General features: G+C 69.9%; 24 protein-coding genes. 6 read left to right on the top strand and 18 right to left on the bottom strand.

The features are described 5' to 3' along the window. Positions 1 to 14: 14 nt before the first annotated feature. From ACIPJY_RS02590 to ACIPJY_RS02580, 3 genes are all read left to right on the top strand, one after another. Complete coding sequence (locus tag ACIPJY_RS02590; RefSeq protein WP_400459826.1) at positions 15 to 1079, top strand: Rieske 2Fe-2S domain-containing protein; 1065 nt, start codon at positions 15 to 17, stop codon at positions 1077 to 1079. Continuing rightward, on the top strand, positions 1079 to 2767 hold the full coding sequence (locus ACIPJY_RS02585; protein ID WP_400459829.1) for a cytochrome bc complex cytochrome b subunit: 1689 nt from the start codon (positions 1079 to 1081) through the stop codon (positions 2765 to 2767). The genes ACIPJY_RS02590 and ACIPJY_RS02585 overlap by 1 nt, the downstream gene beginning before the upstream one ends. 186 nt (positions 2768 to 2953) lie before the next feature. After that, positions 2954 to 3913: a phosphodiesterase gene (locus tag ACIPJY_RS02580; protein WP_400459832.1), complete on the top strand. Its 960-nt coding sequence runs from the start codon at positions 2954 to 2956 to the stop codon at positions 3911 to 3913. A 99-nt stretch (positions 3914 to 4012) separates the two neighbouring features. Here the strand turns inward: ACIPJY_RS02580 and ACIPJY_RS02575 are convergent, their stop codons facing one another. The 4 genes from ACIPJY_RS02575 to ACIPJY_RS02560 are packed head-to-tail and all read right to left on the bottom strand — an operon-like array spanning position 4013 to position 8155. Continuing rightward, entirely contained in the window at positions 4013 to 5566 is a 1554-nt protein-coding gene (locus tag ACIPJY_RS02575; RefSeq protein ID WP_400459835.1) for a stealth conserved region 3 domain-containing protein, read from the bottom strand. A 50-nt stretch (positions 5567 to 5616) separates the two neighbouring features. Beyond that, positions 5617 to 6039: a DUF6804 family protein gene (locus ACIPJY_RS02570; RefSeq protein ID WP_400459838.1), complete on the bottom strand. Its 423-nt coding sequence runs from the start codon at positions 6037 to 6039 to the stop codon at positions 5617 to 5619. Continuing rightward, a complete protein-coding gene (locus ACIPJY_RS02565) occupies positions 6039 to 6626 on the bottom strand; it encodes a GDSL-type esterase/lipase family protein (RefSeq protein ID WP_400459841.1) in 588 nt (195 codons plus the stop codon). The genes ACIPJY_RS02570 and ACIPJY_RS02565 overlap by 1 nt, the downstream gene beginning before the upstream one ends. Continuing rightward, positions 6623 to 8155, bottom strand: a complete 1533-nt coding sequence (locus ACIPJY_RS02560; RefSeq protein WP_400459844.1) for an SDR family oxidoreductase — start codon at positions 8153 to 8155, stop codon at positions 6623 to 6625. Before ACIPJY_RS02560 ends, ACIPJY_RS02565 begins: the two co-directional genes overlap by 4 nt. A gap of 43 nt (positions 8156 to 8198) precedes the next feature. Here ACIPJY_RS02560 and deoC point away from each other — a divergent pair, with 43 nt between their 5' ends. The 3 genes from deoC to ACIPJY_RS02545 all read left to right on the top strand — a co-directional run bounded on the left by deoC (position 8199) and on the right by ACIPJY_RS02545 (position 10834). Beyond that, the gene (gene deoC, locus ACIPJY_RS02555; RefSeq protein WP_400459847.1) at positions 8199 to 8930 is read left to right on the top strand and encodes a deoxyribose-phosphate aldolase; all 732 of its coding nucleotides are present in this window, start codon (positions 8199 to 8201) and stop codon (positions 8928 to 8930) included. A 154-nt stretch (positions 8931 to 9084) separates the two neighbouring features. Next, positions 9085 to 10047 (top strand): ROK family protein, encoded by a 963-nt coding sequence (locus tag ACIPJY_RS02550; RefSeq protein WP_400459850.1) that lies wholly within the window; start codon positions 9085 to 9087, stop codon positions 10045 to 10047. A 160-nt stretch (positions 10048 to 10207) separates the two neighbouring features. Further along, positions 10208 to 10834 (top strand): hypothetical protein, encoded by a 627-nt coding sequence (locus ACIPJY_RS02545; RefSeq protein WP_400459853.1) that lies wholly within the window; start codon positions 10208 to 10210, stop codon positions 10832 to 10834. Here ACIPJY_RS02545 and ACIPJY_RS02540 read toward each other — a convergent pair. From ACIPJY_RS02540 to ACIPJY_RS02475, 14 genes are all read right to left on the bottom strand, one after another. Continuing rightward, positions 10821 to 13172 (bottom strand): RelA/SpoT family protein, encoded by a 2352-nt coding sequence (locus ACIPJY_RS02540; protein WP_400459856.1) that lies wholly within the window; start codon positions 13170 to 13172, stop codon positions 10821 to 10823. The genes ACIPJY_RS02545 and ACIPJY_RS02540 overlap by 14 nt on opposite strands. 44 nt (positions 13173 to 13216) lie before the next feature. Further along, a complete protein-coding gene (locus ACIPJY_RS02535) occupies positions 13217 to 13555 on the bottom strand; it encodes a rhodanese-like domain-containing protein (RefSeq protein WP_400459859.1) in 339 nt (112 codons plus the stop codon). Between the two features lie 6 nt (positions 13556 to 13561). Beyond that, on the bottom strand, positions 13562 to 14560 hold the full coding sequence (secF, locus tag ACIPJY_RS02530; protein WP_400459862.1) for a protein translocase subunit SecF: 999 nt from the start codon (positions 14558 to 14560) through the stop codon (positions 13562 to 13564). Then, positions 14560 to 16314 carry a protein translocase subunit SecD gene (gene secD / locus ACIPJY_RS02525; RefSeq protein ID WP_400459865.1) on the bottom strand — a complete coding sequence of 585 codons (1755 nt, stop codon included), beginning with the start codon at positions 16312 to 16314 and terminating at the stop codon, positions 14560 to 14562. The genes secF and secD overlap by 1 nt, the downstream gene beginning before the upstream one ends. A gap of 95 nt (positions 16315 to 16409) precedes the next feature. Continuing rightward, positions 16410 to 16796 (bottom strand): preprotein translocase subunit YajC, encoded by a 387-nt coding sequence (yajC, locus tag ACIPJY_RS02520; RefSeq protein ID WP_400459868.1) that lies wholly within the window; start codon positions 16794 to 16796, stop codon positions 16410 to 16412. Between the two features lie 72 nt (positions 16797 to 16868). Further along, positions 16869 to 17915, bottom strand: a complete 1047-nt coding sequence (ruvB, locus tag ACIPJY_RS02515) for a Holliday junction branch migration DNA helicase RuvB (protein WP_400459871.1) — start codon at positions 17913 to 17915, stop codon at positions 16869 to 16871. Continuing rightward, positions 17912 to 18535, bottom strand: coding sequence for a Holliday junction branch migration protein RuvA (gene ruvA, locus ACIPJY_RS02510; protein WP_400459874.1), 624 nt, complete (start codon positions 18533 to 18535; stop codon positions 17912 to 17914). Before ruvA ends, ruvB begins: the two co-directional genes overlap by 4 nt. Then, the gene (gene ruvC, locus ACIPJY_RS02505; protein WP_400460885.1) at positions 18532 to 19233 is read right to left on the bottom strand and encodes a crossover junction endodeoxyribonuclease RuvC; all 702 of its coding nucleotides are present in this window, start codon (positions 19231 to 19233) and stop codon (positions 18532 to 18534) included. Before ruvC ends, ruvA begins: the two co-directional genes overlap by 4 nt. Before the next feature lie 23 nt (positions 19234 to 19256). Continuing rightward, a complete protein-coding gene (locus ACIPJY_RS02500) occupies positions 19257 to 20021 on the bottom strand; it encodes a YebC/PmpR family DNA-binding transcriptional regulator (protein ID WP_400459877.1) in 765 nt (254 codons plus the stop codon). Between the two features lie 150 nt (positions 20022 to 20171). After that, the gene (pdxT, locus tag ACIPJY_RS02495) at positions 20172 to 20783 is read right to left on the bottom strand and encodes a pyridoxal 5'-phosphate synthase glutaminase subunit PdxT (protein WP_400459880.1); all 612 of its coding nucleotides are present in this window, start codon (positions 20781 to 20783) and stop codon (positions 20172 to 20174) included. Then, complete coding sequence (gene pdxS, locus ACIPJY_RS02490) at positions 20773 to 21699, bottom strand: pyridoxal 5'-phosphate synthase lyase subunit PdxS (protein WP_400459883.1); 927 nt, start codon at positions 21697 to 21699, stop codon at positions 20773 to 20775. Before pdxS ends, pdxT begins: the two co-directional genes overlap by 11 nt. A 13-nt stretch (positions 21700 to 21712) precedes the next feature. After that, positions 21713 to 22285 carry an HIT family protein gene (locus tag ACIPJY_RS02485; RefSeq protein ID WP_400459885.1) on the bottom strand — a complete coding sequence of 191 codons (573 nt, stop codon included), beginning with the start codon at positions 22283 to 22285 and terminating at the stop codon, positions 21713 to 21715. Further along, complete coding sequence (thrS, locus tag ACIPJY_RS02480; protein WP_400460887.1) at positions 22285 to 24252, bottom strand: threonine--tRNA ligase; 1968 nt, start codon at positions 24250 to 24252, stop codon at positions 22285 to 22287. The genes ACIPJY_RS02485 and thrS overlap by 1 nt, the downstream gene beginning before the upstream one ends. Before the next feature lie 112 nt (positions 24253 to 24364). After that, positions 24365 to 24907, bottom strand: coding sequence for an adenine phosphoribosyltransferase (locus ACIPJY_RS02475; RefSeq protein ID WP_400459888.1), 543 nt, complete (start codon positions 24905 to 24907; stop codon positions 24365 to 24367). Positions 24908 to 25024: the final 117 nt, after the last annotated feature.

Raw genomic sequence — 25024 nt, 5'->3', positions numbered from 1 at the left:
CTGAAGGGAACACCATGGCAGAGCACGACGACGAGGCGCTGAACTCGTCCTCGGCTGTCGAGAAGCACGGCACCACGGTGCCGGCCGGCACCGCGGTCCTGCCCGCGGAACCGTTCGAGAACCCGGGTGAGCCGCCGCACCGCGCGCGCCGCACCGACGTCGACCCGAAGAAGCAGCGGCTGGCCGAGCGCCAGGTCGCGACGTTCTTCTACCTCTCGATCGTCGGCAGCGTCCTGTCGATCGCCGCGTACGTGGCGTTCCCGATCAAGTCCGACGACTTCGGCACGGTCCGCACCGCCAACCTGTTCCTCGGGCTGGCCATCTCGCTCGCGCTGCTCGCCCTCGGCATCGGCGCGGTCTACTGGTCGAAGTCCCTGGTCTCCGACCGCGAGATCAGCGAGCAGCGCCACCCCACGCGTGGCACCGACGCGACCCGCGCGAAGGCCGTCGAGGCCTTCCAGCTCGCCGACAAGGAGTCCGGCTTCAGCCGTCGCAAGCTGATCCGCAACTCGATGATCGGTGCACTCGCGGCGTTCCCGCTGCCCGGCATCGTGCTGGTCCGCGACCTCGCCCCGGCTGCCGACCCGAACGAGCTCCTCCGCCACACCATGTGGGCGAAGGGCACGCGCCTGACGAAGGACCCGACGGGTCTGCCGATCAAGGCCTCGGACGTCACCATCGGCTCGGTCTTCCACGTGATCCCGGACGGCCTCCTCGACAAGGAGGACATGCTCGAGGAGAAGGCGAAGGCAGCCGTGCTGCTCATGCGCCTCGACCCGAAGGACCTCAACCCGTCGAAGGGCCACGAGAACTGGGGTTACGACGGTATCGTTGCCTACTCCAAGATCTGCACCCACGTCGGATGCCCGGTCGCGCTCTACGAGCAGCAGACGCACCACCTGCTGTGCCCCTGCCACCAGTCGACGTTCGATGTCTCGAACAACTGCGAGGTCACCTTCGGCCCGGCGGCTCGCCCCCTCCCCCAACTTCCGATCGCGATCGACGACGACGGCTACCTGGTTGCGCAGAGCGACTTCCACGAGCCGGTCGGACCGTCCTTCTGGGAGCGTGAACGCTGATGACCAGCACCACCACCACGAACGCACCGAACACGGCGAGCACCAAGCCCGCCCCGGAGCGTGGGTCCCGCATCATCGGCGGGGTCGCCAACTACATCGACGAGCGCACCAGCATCTCCGGCCTGGTGAAAGAGGTCGGTCGCAAGATCTTCCCCGACCACTGGAGCTTCATGCTCGGTGAGGTCGCGCTGTACAGCTTCGTCGTGATCCTGCTCTCGGGCACGTTCCTGACGTTCTTCTTCGGTGCCTCCATGACCGAGGTCGTCTACAACGGCTCCTACGTCCCGCTCAAGGGCGTGGAGATGTCGACGGCACTCCAGTCGACGCTGAACATCTCGTTCGACATCCGCGGCGGTCTCTTCGTCCGGCAGATCCACCACTGGGCGGCCCTGCTGTTCGTCGCCTCGGTGATGCTGCACATGGCCCGCGTGTTCTTCACCGGCGCCTTCCGCAAGCCCCGCGAGCTCAACTGGGTCTTCGGCTTCGTGCTGTGGGTCCTGGCCATGGCCGAGGGCTTCACCGGCTACTCGCTCCCCGACGACCTGCTCTCCGGCAACGGTCTCCGCATCATCGTCGGCATGATCGAGGGCGTCCCGGTGATCGGCGTCTGGATCGGGTACATCCTGTTCGGCGGTGAGTTCCCCGGAACCGCGATCGTCGGGCGTCTGTACACGCTGCACATCCTGCTGCTCCCCGCGATCCTGGTCGCGGTGCTCGGTGTCCACCTCGTGCTCGTCGTGGTCAACAAGCACACGCAGTACGCGGGCCCCGGCAAGACCAACGACAACGTCGTGGGCGTCCCGATCCTCCCGGCGTTCGCCGCGAAGGCCGGCGGCTTCTTCTTCATCGTCGCGGGCATCCTCGCCCTCATCGCGTCGCTGTTCACGATCAACCCGATCTGGAACTACGGCCCGTACGACCCGTCCCCCGTGTCCGCCGGTACCCAGCCCGACTGGTACATCGGCTTCGCGGACGGCGCGCTCCGACTGGTGCCCCCGCACTGGGAGGTCGTGTGGTTCGGCTACACGGTGTCGTTCAACATCCTCGTGCCGATCGCGGTGCTCGTCGGGCTCATCCTGGCGATCTTCATCTACCCCTTCATCGAGGCGTGGGTCACCGGCGACAAGCGTGAGCACCACATCGCGGACCGTCCCCGCAACGCCCCGACCCGCACCGCGTTCGGCGCTGCCGGTGTCACGCTCTACGCCAGCCTCTGGGCAGCGGCGAGCTCGGACATCATCGCGACGCACTTCCTGGTGTCGATCGACCACGTGATCCACGTGATCCAGGCCACGACCGTCCTCGGCCCGTTCGTCGCCTTCTGGATCACCAAGCGCGTGTGCCTCGCGCTGCAGAAGAAGGACCGCGAGATCGTCCTCCACGGGTACGAGTCGGGCCGCATCGTCCGTCTCCCGCACGGTGAGTACATCGAGGTCCACGAGCAGCTCGACGAGTACGAGCGCTGGAAGCTCCTGCAGTTCAACGAGTACAAGCCGCTCATGATCCGCCCGAACGCCAAGGGGCAGATCACCTCGGTGCAGAAGATCCGCGCAGGCATGTCGCGCTTCTTCTTCGAGGACCGCATCGCCCCGGTCTCGAAGGCCGAGCTCGAGGCTGCGCACGCCGCGCACCACGGCCCGGACCTCGAGGGCACGCACCAGGCCCCGCAGGTCGGCGCCGGCCACTAGGAACCAGTACGACGAAACAACCCCCGCCACGATGTGGTGGGGGTTGTTTCGTGCCACGCCGTCTTCGGTTCACCCGTGATTCACGGGGGCGTGCTGGACTCGTCCAGGACGGTGTGGCATCGTGTTGCACCACGCATCTGGAACGGGCTCCTCCCCCGAGGGACCCACCAACGGAATGAGAACCCGATGGAATCCCGGACGGCCGAGCACCCCAGGCCGAACCACTTCCTGCTCCACCTCAGCGACACCCACCTCATCGCGGGTGACGGCGACCTCTACGGGGACGTCGACTCGGCCGCACGGTTGTCGCAGATCGTCGACGAGATCGAGGCATCCGGTGCCCGACCGGAGGCGATCATCATCACCGGGGACGTCGCCGACAAGGGCGAACCGGGTGCGTACGCCCGTGTCCGTCGGATCATCGAACCGGCCGCCGAGCGCATCGGCGCACAAGTCATCTGGGCGATGGGCAACCACGACGAGCGCGGTGCGTTCCGTCAGGAGCTGTTCGGGCTGCACCCCACCGACCGCCCGGTGGACTTCGTGTACGAGGTGAACGGCCTGCGCGTCGTCACGCTCGACACCAGCGTCCCGGGCGAGCACTACGGCATCGTGACCCCGGAACAGCTGGACTGGCTCGCAGAGGTGCTCTCCGAGGCCGCTCCGCACGGCACGATCCTCGCCATGCACCACCCGCCGGTGCCGAGCGTGCAAGACCTGACCGTCCTGGTGGAGCTCCGGGAGCAGCAGGCCCTTGCCGAGGTCGTCGAGGGATCGGACATCCTGGCGATCATCGCGGGGCACCTGCACTACTCGACGAGTGCGGTGTTCGCGGGCATCCCCGTCTCCGTGGCGAGTGCCACGTGCTACACGCAGGACCTCAACGAGTTCCAGGGCGGGACACGTGGCCGCGACGGAGCGCAGTCGTTCAACCTCGTGCACGTGTACGGCCACAACGTCGTGCACTCCGTCGTGCCGATCGGGCAGTACGCCACGGTCGGCGAGCCGGTGTCCTCCGAGCAGACGGACGCCCGACTCGCTGCCGCCGGGGTCGTCATCCCCGCCGCGGTCGAGCCGGCACCGGTGACCTCGAGCATCCCGGTCTTCACGCTCGACTCCGTCCCGGTCTCCCCCGTCCACCGCTGACGCAGGCGTACGCACGGTGCCCCATCCCGCTGAGATCGCACATCGTGTCGGGTCGTCCGAGACGGACCCGACACGAAGTGCGATCTCAGCGCCAGCGCGCTACGCGTCCGGGTGCTCCCACGGGGCCGGGAACGGGAAGTAGCGCTCCAGGAAGTCGGTGACGCGCGAGGTGCGCTCGTCGTCACTGACCTCGGGGAAGCTGCCGTCGTTCAGGCAGAAGAAGTCGACGTTGCGCTTCTTCAGCAGGTCCTCGAGTGCGCGGAGCCCGGACAGCATCGTGGTGTCGATGTAGCGGACGGGCGCGTTCTCCTGCACGATCGCGCGACCGGTGAGCAACGCGTAGTAGTGGTACAGCGAGTTCGTCACGGAGATGTTCTCGGCCGCACGGAACCGGGAACCGGCGGTCGCCGCGAACTCGTCCGCGAACTCGTGCTCCATCTCGGTCATGATGCTCGCGCGGAGCGGGGTGGGCGCGTGCTCGAGGTGCCGCGTCGTGACCGCGCCGAACCGCTGCGCGAGGAGCCGGCGGTTCACCCGCGCGGAGTTCTCGAAGCCGCTGCGAGCCGGGTTGTTCGAGCCGAGGCCGATCCGGGTCGTGGCGAGGATGAACTTCGTCACGGAGCCGGGGCTGAAGAACACCGACGGGTCGACCTGCCGGCCGAAGAACATGTCGTCGTTCGAGTAGATGAAGTGCTCGCTGATGCCCGGGATGTGGTGCAGCTGCGACTCGACGGCCTGCGAGTTGTGCGTCGGCAGGACGGACGGGTCGGCGAAGAACTCCTCGCTGCGGACGATCCGGACGCGCGGGTGGTCCGCGAGCCAGGACGGTGCGGGCGAGTCGGTCGCGATGTAGATCGTGCGGACCCACGGCGCGTACATGTACACCGAGCGCAGCGCGTACTTGAGCTCGTTGATCTGCCGGAACCGGGCTGGGGCGTCGTCGCCCTCCCCCAGGACGGCGGACGACTGCGCTGCCTGGCGGGCGCGCTGGTACTCGATCGCGTTGCCGTCCACCCACGAGAAGACGATGTCGATCGGGAAGCGGATGTCCGAGACGTGGTCGTCGAACATGTGCTCGACGGTGCGCCAGGTGCGGCCGTAGCGCTCGATGTCCACCAGGACGAACTCGTCGATCGGCAGGCTGCGGCGCATCAGGGCGTTCTCGACGGGCGCGAGGACCTCGGTGTCCGTCACCCGCCAGAACTCCATCTGGACGCTCGTCTCGGCGCCGTAGCGCAGGCGGCCGAGGGGCTCGAGGCGCGGACGGAACACGCGCAGGACCAGGTCGTCCGGGGAGCCGAAGCCGTCGTCGACGACGAGCACCGCGGGCTTCCCCGGCGGCTTCGCGTAGAACGGCTCACCGACGGCGGCGTCCATCACGGCGGACTCGGCGCGCTGCCGGTCCCGCTCGTCGAGGGCGATGACGGGGCGCTGGTCGTTCCCGCGGATGAGCAGGTGGTCGACGTCCGCGGCGGTGAGCGCGTCGTCGAGGAAGAGCAGGTCCTCGATCATGGACTGCTGCGGCGTCAGATGGCCGTTCAGCAGGGTGAAGCGCCCCTTGCGGAGCACGACGTCGGATCGATCGAGACCGCCGGAGGACGGTCGAGGGTTCAGCAGAGGACTCTCGGTCACCGGCTCGGTCTCGTTGCTCATCCATGCCCTTCGTCTCGTGTGGTCGGGCAGCGTGCCCGACGCTGCCGATCCTACCGGGCGGGCGGTGCTTCCGCCGTCCGGGGCACCTTGACGACGATGCCGACCACGATGAACAGCGCGGCGGCGACGACCTGCAGCGCCGCCCAGACCTGCCCGGGGATCGGCACGGTGACGAGCGGGTTCCAGCAGACCGCGACGGCGGCCATCAGCACGGCGGTCCACCAGGAGCGGCCACGGATGCAGAACACCAGCACGATCAGCGCCAGGACGGTGATCCCCCAGCGCACGAAGACGAACGCCGAGGCGTCCAGGAACGCGATGCAGGCCAGCAGCACGATGGCCGCGAGCAGCGATGGTGCCAGCGCCGGGCGGGTGAACGCGGGAGCCGTCGTCGCCGCCGGGGCGGGACGCGCCGAGGACGCGGCCGCTCCGAACGACGACCCGACCGGGGGCCGCCCCTTCCGAGCCGCCATCAGGCGGAGGCCTCGTCCAGTTCGATCGCGGTGATCGGGCGGGACATCGGCGGCAGTCCGCGCAGCCGTTCGAGCGCGGGCACCAGTTCGGCGACGTACGCCTGGTAGCCCTCGTCGGTGAGGTGCAGTCCGTCCTCGGTGAACCGGTCCGCGAGGTGGTCGCCGTCGGCGAGGGCCGGCCACACGTCGAGGTACTGCGCGTGGCAGGTGGCGACGAACTGGCGGAGGTGACGGTTGGCCTCTTCGATGCGGGGCGTGAACTCGGCCTGGCGCGGCAGGATCGAGACCAGGAGCAGCCGGACGCCGGGGAGCTCGCGGCGGAGCGTCACGAGGATCGTCTCCACGTTCCGCACCACGTGCTCGGCGCTCTTGCGGTGGTTGCCGAAGTCGTTCGTGCCGATGAGCAGCACGATCTCGTCCGGCGCCGCCGCGACGACGGCGTCGAGGCGCTCGAGGACGCCGTCGGTCGTGTCGCCGCTGATGCCGTGGTTCAGGGTCTGTTCGCCCGGCAGCCGCTCGTCCCAGGACCCGCCGGCGGTGATGCTGTCCCCCAGGAACAGGATCGTGCCGCGTTCGTCGTCGCTCATGCTGCCTCCTCGTGCTCCGGCGTGCGGGACCCATTCTGGTGCGTGCTGTTGGCCTGCGTCGAGTCGGTGCGGTGCGCCTCGCGCTCGGCGCGGGCCGTGATGCGCTCCACCATGCCCGGGAAGATGACCCCGTGGAACGGCAGGATCGAGTACCAGTACAGGCGTCCGGCGAGCCCCTGCGGGAAGTAGAGCGCCCGCTGGTGGTAGTCGCAGCCGCCGTCGTCCGTCGGGGTCACGGTCATCTCGAGCCACGCACGGCCCGGTGACTTGAACTCGGCGCGGAGGCGGAGGTAGTGGCCACGCTCGAGCCGTTCGACACGCCACCAGTCGAGTGCGTCGCCCTGCTCGAGGCGCTTCGGGTCGCGGCGACCACGGTTCAGTCCGACACCACCGGCGATCTTGTCCATCCACCCGCGTGCGACCCAGGCCAGGGGGAACGAGTACCACCCGTTCTCGCCGCCGATGGACTCGACGACGCTCCAGACGGCCTCCGGCGGTGCGGCACTGTGACGGTGCCGGTCGTCCACGTAGACGGTGTGGCCGGCCCAGTCCGGGTCGCTCGGCAGCGGATCAGCCGGCGTGCTGGAGAGCGTGGCACTGCGCCAACTCGTCTGCACCTCCCCCGACCGCATCTTGGTCAGGGCCAGGCGGACCGCCCGGCGGTACGACGTCAGGCCACCCTCCGGCCGCGGCACGACGTCGTCGATGTCGTGCTCGCGCTGCACGCACTCGAACTGCAGCGACTCGATGATCGGCGTCGCGAGCTTGCGCGGGATCGGGGTGACGGCGTTGAACCAGTGCGCGGCGAGCCCCGGCGTCATGACCGGCAACGAGGAGATCGGGCGCTGCGGCAGCTTCGCCTCGACCGCGTAGCCGTTCAGCATCTGGCCGTACCGGAGCACGTCCGGGCCGCCGATGTCGAACGTGCGGTTGACGTCGTCCGGGATGTCGAGCGCCGCGACCAGGTAGTAGAGGACGTCCCGGACGGCGATCGGCTGGATCCGGTTGCGGACCCACTTCGGCGCGGGCATCCAGGGCAGGACGTCGGTCACGTGGCGGATCATCTCGAACGAGGTGCTGCCGGAACCGATCACGACGCCGGCCTGGTACGCGATCGTCGAGACACCCGAGCCGAGCAGGACGTCGCCGACCTCCTTCCGGCTCCGCAGGTGCTTCGAGAGCTCACCGTCCGGGTGCAGCCCGCCGAGGTAGACGAAGCGGCGCACGCCCGCGGCCCGCGCTGCGGACGCCATGGTCTCGACGGCCTTCCGCTCGGCGGACTCGAAGTCGCCGTCGGCGCCCATCGCGTGCGCGAGGTAGTAGACCGCCTCGATGCCGTCGACCGCGGTGGCCACGGCGTCGGCGTCCTGCAGGTCGCCCTGCACGATGTCGACGTCGTCGTGCCAGGGCACGTCGTCGAGCTTCTGGGGGGTGCGGACGAGCACCCGGACGGAGTGTCCTGCTTCGAGGAGACGGGGAACGAGACGACCGCCGATGTAGCCGGTGGCCCCGGTGACGAGGACGCGCATGCGGGGCACGGTACGCCGTGCCCCTTGAGGGTAGGCTCGTCGGGTGGACAACGCAGCCTTCCCCGTCACCGCCGACGCAGTCCGTCGACTCATCGACCACGCGATCCTGAAGCCGGAACTCACCCGCTCCGCCGTCGACGCGCAGCTCGACGAAGCCGCCACCTACCGGGTGTTCAGCGTCTGCGTGCGGCCGAGCGACGTCCGTCACGCCGTCGAGCGTCTCAAGGGCACGGGCGTGGGCGTCGGGACGGTCATCGGCTTCCCGCACGGCACCACCTCGACCGAGGCCAAGGTCGCCGAGTCGCTGCAGGCCCTGGCCGACGGTGCGTTCGAGCTCGACATGGTCCAGAACATCGGCGCCGCGAAGTCCGGCGACTGGGACCGGGTCCAGCAGGACGTCCGCGCGGTCGTCGACGCCGCCGGTGACACCGTGGTGAAGGTCATCCTCGAGACCGCGTTCCTCACCGACGACGAGATCGTCGCCGCCAGCCGCGCTGCCGTCGCGGGTGGTGCGGCGTTCGTGAAGACCTCGACCGGGTTCGCCGGCGGAGGCGCCACCGCCGAGCACATCGCCCTGATGCGCGAGACCGTCGGTGCGGACACCGGCGTGAAGGCCTCCGGCGGCGTCCGCGGGCTCGACACCCTCGTCGAGATGGTCCAGGCCGGTGCAGACCGCATCGGCACGAGCGCCTCGGCACGCATCCTCGACGAGGTCGCCCACCGCGTCGAGACCGGCACCGCCTCCGGTGCCGGCGACGACACCAGCTCGTACTGAGCGATCGGCCGGCGTGCCACGGCGCGCCGCCGGCGGGCCACTGAGCCGCACCCTCCTGCCAACCCACCACCCGCACTGATCCGGAGTGCGTCCCGGGCGCGACGCCGCGTGACGGGGCCGCACCGGGCCTCCAGACCGTCGCATCGGAGCGCGCATGTCGAACACGGAACCCATCGCCGACCAGGCCGGGGCACTCGCCCTCGCCGTCGACCTCGGCGGCACCAAGGTGGAAGCCGCCCTGGTCAGCGACCAGGGCGTCGTCCTGCCCGGCAGCCGGTTCCGCAGCCCCACCGGGCCGCAGCGGTCCTCGGAGGAACTGCAGGCCGCGGTCGACGAGGCCGTGACCAGCGCGCTCGGTGCGCTGCCGGCCGGCGCGACCCTCGCCGGGGTCGGGATCGGGTCGGCCGGTCCGGTCGACGAGGAGCACGGACTCGTCTCTCCGCTCAACATGCCGGTCTGGCGCGGGTACCCGCTCCGCGACCGCGTCGCGGCGCACGTACCGGACGGCACGCCGGTCACGCTGCGCATGGACGGCCTGGCGATCACGCTCGCCGAGCACTGGCTCGGTGCGGCGCAGGGCTCGGACCACGTGATGGGCATGATCGTGTCCACCGGCGTGGGTGGCGGGCTGATCCTGCACGGCCGGACCGTCAGCGGTCCGACCGGGAACGCCGGGCACATCGGTCACGTCGAGTGCGGTGGGTACGACGACCCGTGCGCCTGCGGCGGCACCGGCTGCCTGGAGGCCGTGGCCAGCGGTCCGAAGACCGTCGCCTGGGCGCAGCGACAGGGGTTCGCCGGGACGACCGGCGAGGAGCTGTCGGCCGCGTACGCCGCAGGGGACGAGATCGCGGTCGCCGCGGTCAAGCGCAGTGGGCGGGCGCTGGGGCAGGCGATCGCCTCGGCGACGTCGCTGGTCGACCTCGAGGTGGTCGCGATCGGCGGCGGGTTCTCGCACGTCACGCCCGACCTGTTCGAGTACGCCCGGCAGGCAGTCGCGGAGCGCGTCGAGTTCGGCTTCGTCACCAAGGTGCGGATCGTCCCGACCGGCCTGTCGCAGGACGGCCCGCTCATCGGCGCGGCCGCCCTGGTGCACCGCGCGCACGTCCTGCGCTGAGGCGCCCGGCGCCCGGCGCCCGGGCCCGTCGTTCGGTGAGATCGCACTTCGTGTCGCCTCGCGCTCCCGCAACCGACACGGAGCGCGATCTCACCGGGGGTCGGCGCGGCGCTCTCCACAGGGTTGGGTGGGGCACGGGTGGGTGCGGCAAGATGTGCGGGTGCCTGCCTCCCGCCTCGTCACCGTCGACGACTGGCCGGAAGCCGAACTGCGCGCCGCCGTGCTCGCGGGCGACCTGATGCCCGTCGGCGCGTGCTGGGCGTCCGTCGCCGAACCGCACGACCCGGCGCTCCGTGCGGGGTCGTTCGCCTGGAGCGTGGGTGACGGCCGGGTCATCGCCTCGGGGCGGAGCGCCGCGTGGATCTGGGGCGCCCGCTCCCGGCCGCCACTCCCCCACGACGCCTGCGTCCGCGCCGGGGAGCGGGTCCGTCAGGGGGGCGGCGAGCGGATCCGGGAGATCGCGATCGAGGACGAGGACCTCGTCCTGGTCGCGGGCACGACCGTGACCACTCCCCTGCGCGCGGCGCTCGACCTGCTCCGTGCCGCCGGCCCTCGCGACTGGGCCGACCGGACGGAAGCGGTGTCGGGGCTCCTCGCCGTGTGCGGTGTCACCGTCGACCAGGTCCGTGAACGGCTCGATCGGCTCGGGACCGTGCCGATGGTGCGGCAGGCCGAGCGCCGGCTCGCGGAGCTCGATGCCGCGGCGACGACGACAGCTGTGTCGGCGTCGCCGACAGCGACAGCGGCGTCGCGCGGAACCGGTCCCGTTCCGCTCAGCCGGCGCTGACGCGGTACACGTCGTACACCGCGTCGATGCGTCGCACCGCGTTCAGCACGCGGTCGAGGTGGGTGGTGTCGCCCATCTCGAACACGAACCGGGACAGCGCCAGCCGGTCGGACGAGGTCGAGACGGTCGCCGACAGGATGTTCACGTGATGGTCCGTCAGGACGCGCGTCACGTCACTGAGCAGCCCCGACCGATCGAGTGCCTCGATCTGGATCTGGACGAGGAACACCGACTTCGACGACGGGGCCCACTCGACCTCGATCATGCGGTCGGGTTCGTTCATCAGCGACTTCACGTTGGTGCAGGACGCCTGGTGCACCGAGACACCCTGACCGCGGGTGATGAACCCGACGATCTGGTCGCCCGGCACCGGGGTGCAGCACTTGGCGAGCTTGACCAGGATGTCGGGCGCGCCGCGGACCAGGACGCCGCTGTCGCTGTTGCGCAGCTGTCGGCTGGTGACCTGGCGCGGGAACGCGAGCTCGGGCTCGTCCGTCTCGGTCTCGGTCTGGACGCCGGCCAGGACCTTCTCGATCACGGACTGGGTGGAGACGTGCCCCTCACCGATGGCGGCGTAGAGCGCCGCGACGTCGTCGTACCGCATCGCCGAGGCGACCTCGGAGATGGAGTCCTGGCTCATGATGCGCTGGAGCGGCAGGTTCTGCTTGCGCATCGCACGGGCGATGGCGTCCCGGCCCTGTTCGATCGCCTCTTCGCGGCGCTCCTTCGTGAACCACTGCTTGATCTTGTTCCGGGCGCGCGGGCTCCGGACGAAGGTCAGCCAGTCCTGCGAGGGGCCGGAGTCGGGGTTCTTCGACGTGAAGATCTCGACGACGTCACCGCTCGACAGTGCGCTCTCGAGCGGCACGAGCCGGCCGTTGACCTTCGCACCCATGGTGCGGTGGCCGATCTCGGTGTGCACGGCGTAGGCGAAGTCCACCGGGGTGGCGCCGGCGGGCAGGCCGATGACCTTGCCCTGCGGGGTGAAGACGTAGGTCTCCTTCGCGCCGATCTCGTAGCGCAGCGAGTCGAGGAACTCTCCGGGGTCGCTGGTCTCCGCCTGCCAGTCGGTGATGTGGGCGAGCCACGCCATGTCCTGGTCGGTGGCGCTCGACGTGTCGACGTCACGGCCGGCGGCACGCTGCTTGTACTTCCAGTGCGCGGCGACACCGAACTCGGCACGCTGGTGCATCTCGTGGGTGCGGATCTGGATCTCGACCGGGCGCCCCTGGGGTCCGAGGACCGAGGTGTGCAGCGACTGGTAGAGGTTGAACTTCGGTGTCGCGATGTAGTCCTTGAAGCGGCCGGGCAGCGGCGTCCACCGCGCGTGCACCGAGCCGAGCATGGCGTAGCAGTCGCGGACGGTCGGCACCAGCACCCGGATGCCGACCAGGTCGTAGATCTCGTCGAACTCGCGCCCGCGCACGATCATCTTCTGGTAGATCGAGTAGTACTGCTTCGGCCGCCCCATGACCTCGCCGCGGACCTTCGCGGCCTTGAGGTCCTTCTTGAGCGTGCCGATGACGTTCTGCACGAACTGCTCGCGCTTCGGCTGCCGTTCCTTCACCAGGCTGTCGATCTCGACGTAGAGCTTCGGGTGCAGCACCGCGAACGAGAGGTCCTCGAGCTCCAGCTTGATCATCTGTATGCCGAGCCGGTGCGCCAGGGGCGCGTAGATCTCGAGCGTCTCCTTGGCCTTTCGTGTGGCCGAGGCCGACTCGACGAAGCCCCAGGTCCGCGCGTTGTGCAGGCGGTCGGCGAGCTTGATGACGAGCACGCGGATGTCCTTCGACATCGCGATGACCATCTTCCGGACGGTCTCGGCCTGCGCGCTGTCGCCGTACTTGACCTTGTCGAGCTTCGTGACGCCGTCGACGAGCATCGCGATCTCGTCGCCGAAGTCCTGACGCAGCTGGTCGAGCTGGTAGTCGGTGTCCTCGACGGTGTCGTGCAGGAGCGCCGCAGCGATGGTGATCGGCCCGATGCCCAGGTCCGCCAGGATCTGCGCGACCGCGACCGGGTGCGTGATGTACGGCTCGCCGGACTTCCGCTGCTGCCCGTCGTGGGCGCGCTCCGCGACGGAGTACGCGCGCTCGATGAGCGTGACGTCGGCCTTGGGGTGGTGCGAGCGGACCGTGCGGATGAGGGTGTCGACGGCGCCGGCGGGCTGTGCGCGGGAGAACAGCCGCGGCAGCAGCGACCGGAGCGACCCGAGGTTGCCCGTGGTGTTCGGACCGAGCGGCGGGCTCGACGGCAGCGGGCTGGCCCCGGGGACCGAGGCACCCGGACGGCTGGGCGCGGAGTCGTCCTGTTTCGAGGACTCACGGATGTCCGTCATGCTGCGCCTCCCAGGACTGATCGGACCAGACTACGCGCGTGCGGTCAGTGCTCGTGACCACGTTCGCGCTGGGCGTCGGCGCGCTCCACCGGCGCACCCGCGGCTTCCCACGCGACCATGCCGCCGGCGAGGTTCACCGCGGGGACGCCGGACTGCGTCAGTGCCGCGACGACCCGGGCGGACCGCATGCCGGAGTGGCAGACGATGATCGCCGGTTCGTCCGTCGGCTCGATCTCGGTCCACCGCTCCGTCAGCTCGGACATCGGCACGAGGGTGGCCTGCGGAGCGTGGACCTCGTCCCACTCCCCCTGCTCGCGGACGTCGTACAGGCGCGAACCGGCCGCGATGCGGCGCAGGGCTTCCTCGGTGCTGATCTCCTCCATCGCCGATCAGGCCTCTGCCGTTTCCTTGACCTCGGCGCGCTTCTTCGCCGCCGCCTGCTTCTTGGCGTCGGCCGCCTTGATCTTCGGCTCGCCCTCACGCAGGTGCGCGTACATCGGCGACGCGATGAAGATCGTCGAGTAGGTGCCGACGATGATGCCGATGAACAGCGCGAGCGAGATGTCGCGGAGCGTGCCGGCGCCGAGGACGTACGACCCGATGAAGAGGATCGCGCCGACCGGCAGGAGCGCCACGACCGAGGTGTTGATCGAGCGCACGAGCGTCTGGTTCACGGCGAGGTTGACCGACTGCACGAAGGTGCGGTGGGTCTCCATCGCGGTGTTCTCACGCACCTTGTCGAAGACCACGACGGTGTCGTACAGCGAGTACCCGAGGATCGTCAGGAAGCCGATGACCGCCGCCGGGGTGACCTCGAGCCCGACGATGCCGTAGACGCCGGCGGTGATCAGCAGGTCGTGGAGCAGCGCGACCATGGCGGACAGCGACATCTTCCAGGTGCGGAAGTACAGCGCCATGAACACGGCGGCCAGGGCGAGGAAGATCACCAGGCCACGGATGGCCTGCGCGAGGACGTCCGCACCCCAGGTCGCACCGATGAAGGTCGAGGCGACCTGGCCGTCGTCCACCTTGTAGGCGTCGGCGAGGGCACGCTGGACCTCGGTGGTCTGGGCGTCCGTGAGCTGCCCGGTCTGCACGCGGATGCCGTGCGTGCCGAGCTGCGAGACGCGCGGGATCTCGTCGGGGACGATCCGCTCGACCGTGTCCGTCGCCAGGTTCTGGTCGACGCTCTTGGCGTCCGAGATCGTGAACTCTGAACCGCCGGTGAACTCGATGCCGAGCTGGTAGCCGCCGCGGAGCCACGGCACCGCGAGGGAGATGACGATCGCGGCGATCGCGATGAGGTACCACAGGCGGCGACGTCCGACGATGTCGTACGACCGCTTGCCGGTGTAGAGGTCGTTCCCGAACTGGCTGAAGCTCGCCATCAGCTGTCCTTCCCGTTCGGCTTGCCGCCGTTGTCCACGCTGCCGCCGTTGCCGGCCTTGCGCTCCGCGATGGTCTGTCGTCGCTGCGCCTCACCGGCGCTGCGCTGGCGCTTGCCGTCCACGACGGGTGCGCGGAACTGGGCACGTCCGCGGTACACCGCCCCGAGGGCCGATGGATCGAGTCCGGAGAACCGGTGTCCCTCGTTGAAGAAGCGGCGGCGCGAGATGAGCTGGAGCATCGGGTGCGTGAAGAGGATCACGACCACGACGTCGATCAGGGTCGTGAGCAGCAACGTGAACGCGAAGCCCTTCACGTCGCTCACCGCGAGGATGTACAGCACGATGGCGGCGAGGAAGTTGATCGAGTCGGACGCCAGGATCGTGCGGAGCGCACGCTTCCAGCCGGACTCGACGGCGCCCTCGAGCGCGCGGCCGTCACGGAGTTCGTCACGGATGCGCTCGAAGTAGACGATGAACGAGTCCGCCGTGATGCCGATCGCCACGATCAACCCCGCGACGCCGGCTAACGACAGTCGGTAGTCGACGCGCCACGACATGATCGCGATCACCAGGTACGTCAGGGTCGCGGCGACACCGAGCGAGAGCACGGTGACGAACGCGAGGGCCCGGTACTGGATCACCGAGTAGATGATGACCAGGATCAGACCGATCAGGCCGGCGACGAGGCCGCCGATGAGCTGCGCGCTGCCGAGCGTGGCCGAGATGTTCTCGTTCGACTGCACCTTGAAGTTGATCGGCAGGGCGCCGTACTTCAGCTGGTCCGCAAGGGTCTTCGCCGACTCCGCGGTGAACGAACCGCTGATCTGTGCCTTGCCGTTCGTGATCGCGCTGTTCGTCGACGGCGCGGTGATCACGTTGCCGTCGAGGACGATCGCGAACTGGTTCTGCGGCGCGGTCAGCGACACGAGCCGGTTCGTGACGGTGCGGAAGTCCTTGGTGCCCGTGCCGTCGAACGTCAGGTTGACCGCCCACTCGCCGGTCGTGGTGCCCTGGGAGGACGTCGCGAGCCCCGAGGTGGCGTTGCTGATGTTCGCGCCGGAGACCTCGACGGGCCCGAGGATGTACTTCGCCGCGCCGTCCTGGTCGCAGGTGACGAGCGGCTCGTCGTCGGGCGCCGAGGAGACGTCGTCCGGGGCCGTGCACTTGTAGTTGGTGTAGAGGTCCTGCAGCTTCGGCGTGACCCAGTTCAGGTCGCTCGCGTTGGTCGGCTTCGCGCTCGGCGTTGCCTGGAGGGACGCCGGCGGCGAGTACGGCGTCGGCGATGCGCTCGAGGACGACCCGTCACCGACCGCGGTGTCCGTCGCCGCCTCGGTGTAGAGCACCGGACGGAACGTCAGCTTCGCCGCCGCCTCGATGCGGTTGATGGTCTGCTGGTCCGGCTTGCCCGGGATCGACACCACGATGTTGTTCGCACCCTGGCGGTTGATCTCGGTCTCCGAGACGCCGGTGGCGTTCACACGCTGGCGGATGATGTCCACCGCCTGCTTGAGCTGGTCGGCCGTGGCCGCCGAGCCGTCGGTGCTCTGCGCCGCCAGGGTCAGCTGCGTGCCGCCCTGCAGGTCGAGGGCGAGCTCGGGGACCCAGCTCGCTCCCTCGAACCACTTGCCCGTGTCGTCCTTGCTGGTGCTGGCCAGGATCGACGCGGCCGTGTTCAGGCCAGCGAGGATCGCCATGATGATCACCAACCAGGTGAGCGAGCGCAACGCCTTCTTGACGGGTGTCGATCGTGCCACCGGTCGTCTCGTCTTTCTGTCAGGACCGACGGCGCGCACGCCGACGGCAGGGGTGTCACCGCCCGGTCACGGTTGTGTCCGGGCGGGTGAGCGGATCAGTCCTCGGACTTGCGCTTCGCCTGCTCGGCGTCGTCCGCACGCTCGCCGTAGACGGGCTCACCGTTCAGCTCGGCGACGGGCTTGGCCTCGTCTTCCGGGGTCGCGGTGGTCTCGATGTCCGACGCGCTGTCGTCGACGACGCGCGAGAGCGTCTGACGGTGCACGGTCACGATGGTGCCAGGAGCGATCTCGACGTCGGCGGTGACCTTCTCGTCGTCGACGGAGAGGAGCGTGCCGTAGAGGCCGAACGAGAGCATGACGCGCGCGCCGGGGACCATCTTGGTCGCGAGCTCGGACTGCTGCTTCTTGCGCTTGCGGCTGTTGTAGAACATGAAGGCCGCGAACGCCACGACGATGACGATGAGGATGACTTCTTGACCCATGATTGCGATGCCTTCTCTGGTATTTCGGTTTCGGGCCGTAGCAGTCTAGGGCACGTGGCTGTGGCTGACGGCTCAGTCGGGCTGGTCGTCGTCGAAGAGTCCCGGTTGGGGGCCGACACCGGCGGCTCCGGGGGTGAGGCCGAAGTGACGCCACGCCGACGGGGTGGCGATCCGGCCGCGCGGCGTCCGCGTGACCAGGCCGATCCGGACCAGGAACGGCTCGACGACGGACTCGATGGTCTCGGATTCCTCGCCCACGGAGACCGCGAGGGTGTTCAGCCCGACCGGCCCGCCGTCGAAGCGGGTGAGCATCGTCTCGAGCACGGCGCGGTCGAGGCGGTCGAGGCCGTACTCGTCGACGTCGTAGAGCTCGAGCGCGCCCTGGACCGCCGCCATGCCGTCGCGGGTGCCGTGCACCAGGGCGTAGTCCCGGACGCGGCGGAGCAGACGGTTCGCGATGCGGGGTGTCCCCCGCGACCGACCGGCGATCTCGCGCAGGGCGAAGCGATCGAAGTCGAGTTCGAGCAGGTGCGCCGCACGGATGAGGACCTGCTCCAGTTCGTCGCGCTCGTAGAACTCGAGGTGCGCGGTGAACCCGAAGCGGTCGCGCAGCGGGTTCGGCAGGAGACCGGCGCGGGTGGTCGCCCCGACGAGCGTGAACGGCGCGAGGTCGAGGGGGATGCTCGTGGCACCGGCACCCTTGCCGACCATGACGTCGATCCGGAAGTCCTCCATCGCGAGGTAGAGCATCTCCTCGGCCGAGCGGGCCATCCGGTGGATCTCGTCGATGAAGAGGACCTCGCCCGGCATCAGCGACGAGAGCACGGCGGCGAGGTCGCCCGCGTGCTGGATCGCCGGGCCGCTCGACATCCGCAGCGGCCGGCCGGACTCGTGCGCGACGATCATCGCGAGCGTGGTCTTGCCGAGCCCGGGCGGGCCGGCCATCAGGATGTGGTCCGGCGTGCGGTCCTGCATCGCGGCGGCCTTGAGCAGCAGGTCGAGCTGCCCGCGGACCTTCCGCTGTCCGACGAACTCGGCGAGCGACTTCGGCCGGAGTGCGCCCTCGAAGGCGAGTTCCTCCGGTGACTGGGCGTCGGCGGCGGTGATCCCGCCGCTCATCGGCCGGCCCCGGTCGGACGGAGCGCGCCGAGCGCCGCGCGGAGCAGCGCCTGCGTGCCCATCGCCGCCACACCGGGCTCGTTCGCGATCGTGTCGTCGACGGCGCTCCGTGCCGCGTCCTCACGCCAGCCGAGCCCGACGAGGGCGATGACGACGTCCTCCGACGCGGGGTGCGCGGCCGTGCCCCGACCCGCGGCGACCGCGGCAGCCGAGGTCTCGAAGGCGGCGAGCTTGCCGGACAGTGCGACGATGATGAGCTTCGCGGTCTTCGGGCCGATGCCGGAGACCTTGCGGAAGGCGCCGTCGTCGTCGTTCGCGACGGCGTTCGCGATCTGCGCCGGGTCCATCGCCCCGAGGACGCCGAGCGCCGACTTCGGACCGACGCCCGAGACGCTCCGGAGCAGGTCGAACACGCGCAGGGCATCGGTCGACTCGAAGCCGAACAGCAGGTGCTCGTCTTCCCGGACGATCATCGCCGTGCGGACGAACACCTCGGCACCGTGGCGCATCGTGAGGGCGTGCGCCGGGGTGACGGTCACGGCGTAGCCGACCCCACCGACCTCGATCACGACGGCGGATCCGGCGACGTCGATGCAGGTGCCCCGGAGACTCGCGATCATGCCCCGAGCCTACGGGCAGCAGCCGACGTCCCCGACGCGGCGCGCTGCCCGGCCGCGGAGCGGCTCTCGGCGGCAGCGGCCGCGGAGCGGCTCCCGGCGGCAGCAGCGGCTGCGGCCTGTGCCAACGGCGACGACGTGGACCGCCCACCGGAGCCGGCCTGCGCGTCCCGCCACGCGCGTTGGGCCGGCGTCAGCGTGCCGGACCGGACGCCGACCTGGTCGGGTGCGCCGAGCCTCCAGGCATGACACACGGCCAACGCGAGCGCGTCCGCGGCGTCGGCTGGTCTCGGTGCCTCGGCCAGGCCGAGGATCCGTGCGATCATCGCCTGGACCTGCTTCTTGTCGGCGTTGCCGTACCCGGTCACCGCCGCCTTGACCTCGGACGGCGTGTGCAGCCCGACCGGGATCCCGCGGGAGGCGGCGGCGTGCAGCGCCAGACCGGACGCCTGGGCGGTGCCCATCACGGTGCGGACGTTCGCCTGGGCGAACACCCGCTCGACCGCGACGGCGTCCGGGTGGTGCGCCTCGATCTGCTCCGCGATGCCGGAGGCGATGCGGACCAGGCGCTGCTCGAGCGCCATGTCGGCCGGGGTGCGCACGACGGTGACGTGCACGAGCCGTGCCCGTCGGTCCGGGGTGACCTCGACCACCCCGACCCCGCACCGGGTGAGCCCGGGGTCCACCCCGAGCACACGCAGGACGGGCCCGGGGCGCATCGAGTTCAGTCCTCGTCCTCGTCGAGCTCGGCCTGGACCTCGGCGGGGATGTCGAAGTTGGCGTAGACGTTCTGGACGTCGTCGCTGTCCTCGAGCGCGTCGATGAGGCGGAACACCTTGCGCGCCGTCTCGGCGTCGACCGGGACCTTGAGGCCGGGGACGAACTCGGCATCGGCCGAGTCGTAGTCGATGCCGGCGTCCTGCAGCGCGGTACGGGCCGTCACCAGGTCGGATGCCTCGGTGATGACCTCGAAGCCGCCGCCCTGGTCGATGACGTCCTCGACGCCGGCGTCGAGCACTGCCGTCATGACGTCGTCCTCGGACAGGCCGTCGACCTTCGTCACCGAGATGACGCCCTTGCGGGAGAAGTTGTAGGCGACGCTGCCCGGGTCGGCCATGGTGCCGCCGTTCCGCGACATCGCGGTCCGGACCTCTGCTGCCGCACGGTTCTTGTTGTCCGTGAGGCACTCGATGAGCATCGCGACGCCGTTCGGGGCGTAGCCCTCGTACATGATCGTCGTGTACTCGATCGACTCACCGGTCAGGCCGGCGCCACGCTTGATGGCGCGGTCGATGTTGTCGTTGGGGACCGAGGTCTTCTTGGCCTTCTGCACGGCGTCGACGAGGGTCGGGTTGCCCGACATGTCGGCACCGCCCATCTTCGCGGCGACCTCGATGTTCTTGATGAGCTTCGCGAACGACTTGGCACGTCGCTGGTCGATGACGGCCTTCTTGTGCTTCGTCGTTGCCCACTTGGAATGCCCGGACACGGTTCTCCTTGCGTCTTGCGGAAAGTCCAGATCAGTGTAGCGATCTGGAGGCTCGGTGCGGCCCCGGCGCGCAGGCCGCGGTGTCGAGATGGCGCGGGACCAGGTCCCGGTGGCGTCGGGCGACGCCCGCAGGATCAGGTCCCGGTGGCGTCAGGCGCCGCGGACCAGGTCCAGGAAGCGGCGGTGGAAGCGGTCCTCCCCCGCGACCTCCGGGTGGAACGCACTCGCGATGACGTTGTCCTGCTGGACGGCGACGACCTGCCCGTCCGACAGGGCGCCGAGCACGTGCACGCCGTCGCCGTGCTGCTCGACCACGGGGGCCCGGATGAACACCGCGTGCACCAGGGCCTCGCCGAGGTCCGGCATCGGGATGTCGGTCTCGAACGAGTCGTTCTGGCTGCCGAAGGCGTTCCGGCGCACCGTCGTGTCGAGGATCCCGAGGGTCTGCTGACCGCCGATCGCGTTGGTGATGCGGTCGCTCAGCATGATCATCCCCGCACACGTGCCGTACGTCGGCAGGCCGGCACGGATGGCGTCGGACAGGGGCCCGGCGACGCCGAACGCGCGCGAGAGCTTGTCCATCACGCTCGACTCGCCGCCGGGGATCACGACGCCGTGCAGCGACGCGATCTCCTCGGGGCGGCGGAGCGGCACGACATCGGCTCCGAGCGCGGCCAGCGACGCGATGTGCTCGCGGAAGTCACCCTGCAGCGCGAGCACCCCGATGCGGGGTACTGCGCCACCGATGGGGCTACCAGCCACGCTCGGCGAGGCGGTGCGGTGCGGGGACGTCGGCGACGTTGATGCCGACCATCGCCTCACCCAGGCCGCGGGACACCTCGGCGATGACCTTGGGGTCGTCGTGGAAGGTGGTGGCCTTGACGATCGCGGCCGCGCGGGCCGCCGGGTCGCCGGACTTGAAGATGCCGGAGCCGACGAACACGCCGTCCGCGCCGAGCTGCATCATCATCGCGGCGTCGGCCGGGGTGGCGACGCCACCGGCGGTGAAGAGCACGACGGGGAGCTTGCCGGTCTCGGCGACTTCCTGCACGACGTCGATCGGGGCCTGCAGTTCCTTCGCCGCGACGTAGAGCTCGTCGGGGCGGAGGTTGCGAAGCGCCGCGATCTCCTTCGAGATGGTGCGGATGTGCTTCGTCGCCTCGGAGACGTCACCGGTGCCGGCTTCGCCCTTGGAGCGGATCATCGCCGCACCCTCGGTGATGCGGCGGAGTGCCTCGCCGAGGTTCGTCGCACCGCAGACGAAGGGGGTGGTGAACTTCCACTTGTCGATGTGGTTGACGTAGTCGGCCGGCGACAGGACCTCGGACTCGTCGATGTAGTCGACGCCGAGCTCCTGCAGGACCTGGGCCTCGACGAAGTGGCCGATGCGGGCCTTCGCCATGACGGGGATCGACACCGCCGCGATGATCTCCTCGATCATCGAGGGGTCGGACATGCGGGCGACGCCGCCCTGCGCGCGGATGTCGGCGGGGACGCGCTCGAGGGCCATGACCGCGGTCGCGCCGGCTTCTTCCGCGATGCGGGCCTGCTCGGCGTCGACGACGTCCATGATGACGCCGCCCTTGAGCATCTCGGCGAGACCGCGCTTGACACGGGAGGAGCCGGTGATCGACGTGCCGTTGACGTTCTGGCCGGGGGTGCTGGTGCTGTCGCTCATGATGGCGACCAGTCTAGTGCGCGGCGGGCCAGGCTTCCGCGACGAGGCGGCGGGTGTCCCCGAGCAGCTGCGACATCGACTTGGTCCGCGCGATGATCGGGAAGAAGTTCGAGTCGGACTGCCACCGCGGCACGATGTGCTGGTGCAGGTGTCCGGCGACCCCGGCACCCGCGACCTCGCCCTGGTTCATGCCGATGTTGAAGCCGTCGCAGTGCGAGACCTGCCGCAGGACGCGCATCGCCGTCTGGGTCAGTTCGCCGATCTCCCGGGTCTCGTCGGGCGTTGCTTCGTCGTAGAGCGGCGTGTGCCGGTACGGGCAGACGAGCAGGTGGCCGTTGTTGTACGGGTACAGGTTGAGCAGCACGTACGCGTGCTCCCCCCTGGCGACGATGAGGGCGTCCTCGTCGGACTTGGCCGGCGCCTCGCAGAACGGGCAGTCGTCGCGGTGACCACGGCCCTCCCCGGCCCGGCCGGAGTCGATGTACGCCATCCGGTGCGGGTTCCAGAGACGCTGGAAGGCATCCGGGACGGCGGCCTCGGTGGCCGCGTCCCGGATGACCAGCGGATCGTCGTGCTGATCCGTCATCAGACCTGCGCGCGCTCGCGGATCGCGGTGAGGATGCGCTCGACCGCCTCGTCCACGGGCACGCCGTTGTCCTGGCGGCCGTCGCGGAAGCGGAAGCTCACGGCACCGGCATCGCGGTCGTCGCCGCCCGCGATGAGCTGGAACGGCACCTTCTGCTTGGTGTGCGTGCGGATCTTCTTCTGCATGCGGTCGTCGGAGTGGTCGACCTCGGCGCGGACACCGTGGGCGCGGAGCTTCGCGATGACCTCGTCGAGGTAGTCGCCGTACTCCTCGGCGACGGGGATCCCGACGACCTGGACCGGGGCGAGCCACGCAGGGAACGCGCCGGCGTAGTGCTCGGTGAGGACGCCGAAGAAGCGCTCGATCGAGCCGAACAGGGCGCGGTGGATCATCACCGGGCGCTGCCGGGTGCCGTCCGCCGCGGCGTACTCGATGCCGAAGCGTTCCGGCAGGTTGAAGTCGAGCTGCACGGTCGACATCTGCCACGTGCGGCCGATGGCGTCGCGTGCCTGCACCGAGATCTTCGGGCCGTAGAACGCGGCGCCGGCGGGGTCCGGCACGAGCTCGAGCCCGGACTCCTCCGCGACCTCACGCAGGGTGTTCGTCGCTTCTTCCCAGACGTCGTCGTCGCCGACGTACTTCTCCGGGTCCTTGGTGGAGAGCTCGAGGTAGAAGTCGTCGAGGCCGTAGTCGCGCAGCAGCGAGAGCACGAACTCGAGCGTCGTGGTGAGCTCTTCCTTCATGCGCTCCTTCGTGGTGAAGATGTGCGCGTCGTCCTGGGTCATGCCGCGGACCCGGGTGAGGCCGTGGATCACGCCGGACTTCTCGTTGCGGTAGACGGTGCCGAACTCGAACATCCGGAGCGGCAGGTCGCGGTAGGAGCGCGGCTGCGACCGGTACGCCAGGATGTGCATCGGGCAGTTCATCGGCTTGAGGTAGTAGTCGGCGCCCTGGCGGGTGACGTTGCCGTCCTCGTCGTGTGCCTCGTCCATGTGCATGGCCGGGAACATGCCGTCCTTGTACCAGCCGAGGTGCCCGGACGTCTCGAAGAGGTCGCCCTTGGTGATGTGCGGCGTGTAGACGAACGAGTAGCCGTTCTGCTCGTGCCGGCGGCGCGAGTAGTCCTCCATCTCGCGGCGGATGATGCCGCCCTTCGGGTGGAAGATCGCGAGTCCGGAACCGATCTCGTCCGGGAACGAGAACAGGTCGAGCTCGGCGCCGAGCTTGCGGTGGTCGCGCTTGGCGGCTTCCTCGAGCCGGACCAGGTACGCCTTGAGCTGGTCCTTGTCGGGCCAGGCGGTGCCGTAGATGCGCTGCAGCTGCGGGTTCTTCTCCGAGCCGCGCCAGTAGGCGGCGGCGACGCGCATCAGCTTGGCGGCGTTGCCGATCCACCGGGTGTGCGGGACGTGCGGGCCACGGCAGAGGTCCTGCCACACGACCTCCCCCGACTTCGGGTCGACGTTCTCGTACACGGTGAGCTCGCCGGCACCGACCTCGACGCTCTCGCCCGAGTCGCCGTCGGACGCGGCGCCCTTCAGGCCGATGAGCTCCTGCTTGTAGGGCTCCCCCGCCATCAGCTCGCGGGCCTGCTCGTCGGTGACGACGACGCGGCGGAAGCGCTGGGCCTGCTTGATGATGCGGTCCATGCCCTTCTCGATCGCCTTGAGGTCCTCCGGGGTGAAGGGCTCGGCGACGTCGAAGTCGTAGTAGAAGCCGTCGGTGACGGGCGGGCCGATCCCGAGCTTGGCGTCCGGGTTGATCTGCTGGACCGCCTGCGCGAGGACATGCGCGGCGGAGTGGCGCAGGATGTCGAGGCCGTCCTGCTCGTCGAGGGTGACCGGCTCGGCGGTCTCGCCCGCCTGGACCTCGGCGGCGAGGTCCCTGAGGATCCCGGCGACACGGATCGCGGCGACGCCACGGACACCGTCGAAGAGCTCGGTGCCCGTCGTCGTGGTCGTCGCGGTCACGGGCTCGGGCGCCTGGGGCGCGGCGTCGGGTGCGGGTGCGACTGACTCGGTCACGATGGTGGGACTCCCTCGATCTGGTGGTGGAGCAATGCTAGTCGGCGACCGGCGTCGTTCAGGCCGGGACGACGCCGAGCGTGGTGACGGGCAGGCGCGGCTCGAGGCGTTCGCGCCCGGCGAGGCCGTCGAGTTCGAGCAGCGCGGCGAACCCGATCGCCTCGTAGCCGGCGCGTTCGAGCAGTGTGATCGTGGCCGCCCCGGTGCCGCCCGTCGCCAGGACGTCGTCGACGACGAGCACCCGGGTGCCGGCGGGGAGCTGGGCCGGGCGAAGCTCGAGCTCGGCCTCGCCGTACTCGAGCGCGTACTGCTCGCTGAGGACCTCGCCGGGGAGCTTCCCGGCCTTCCGCACGGTCAGCACGCCGACCTGGTGCTGCGCCGCGATGCCGCCGGCCAGCGCGAAGCCACGCGCCTCGATGCCGGCGACGGCCGCGAAGCCCGCGCCGACGGCGAACGGCGCTGCCATGGCCTCGCACGCACGACCGAACGCCACCGGGTCCGCGAACACCGGCGTGACGTCCCGGAACAGGATCCCGGGCTTCGGGAAGTCGGGGACGATCGCGGTGAGGCGCTGGACGAGGTCGGACGCGGTTTCGGTCATGGAACAACCGTACGGGCCGCGCCGGGCCCGGACGGACGCACCGTGCGAGGCCGGAAGCGCCGAGGGCGGTCGCAGTGTGCGAGGTTCCGGACACCGTGGGACGAGCGGACGCTCGCA

It is taken from the genome of Curtobacterium sp. NPDC090223 (assembly GCF_044746585.1).
Taxonomy (GTDB): domain Bacteria; phylum Actinomycetota; class Actinomycetes; order Actinomycetales; family Microbacteriaceae; genus Curtobacterium.
This window is presented reverse-complemented; position numbering and strand designations above follow the sequence as displayed.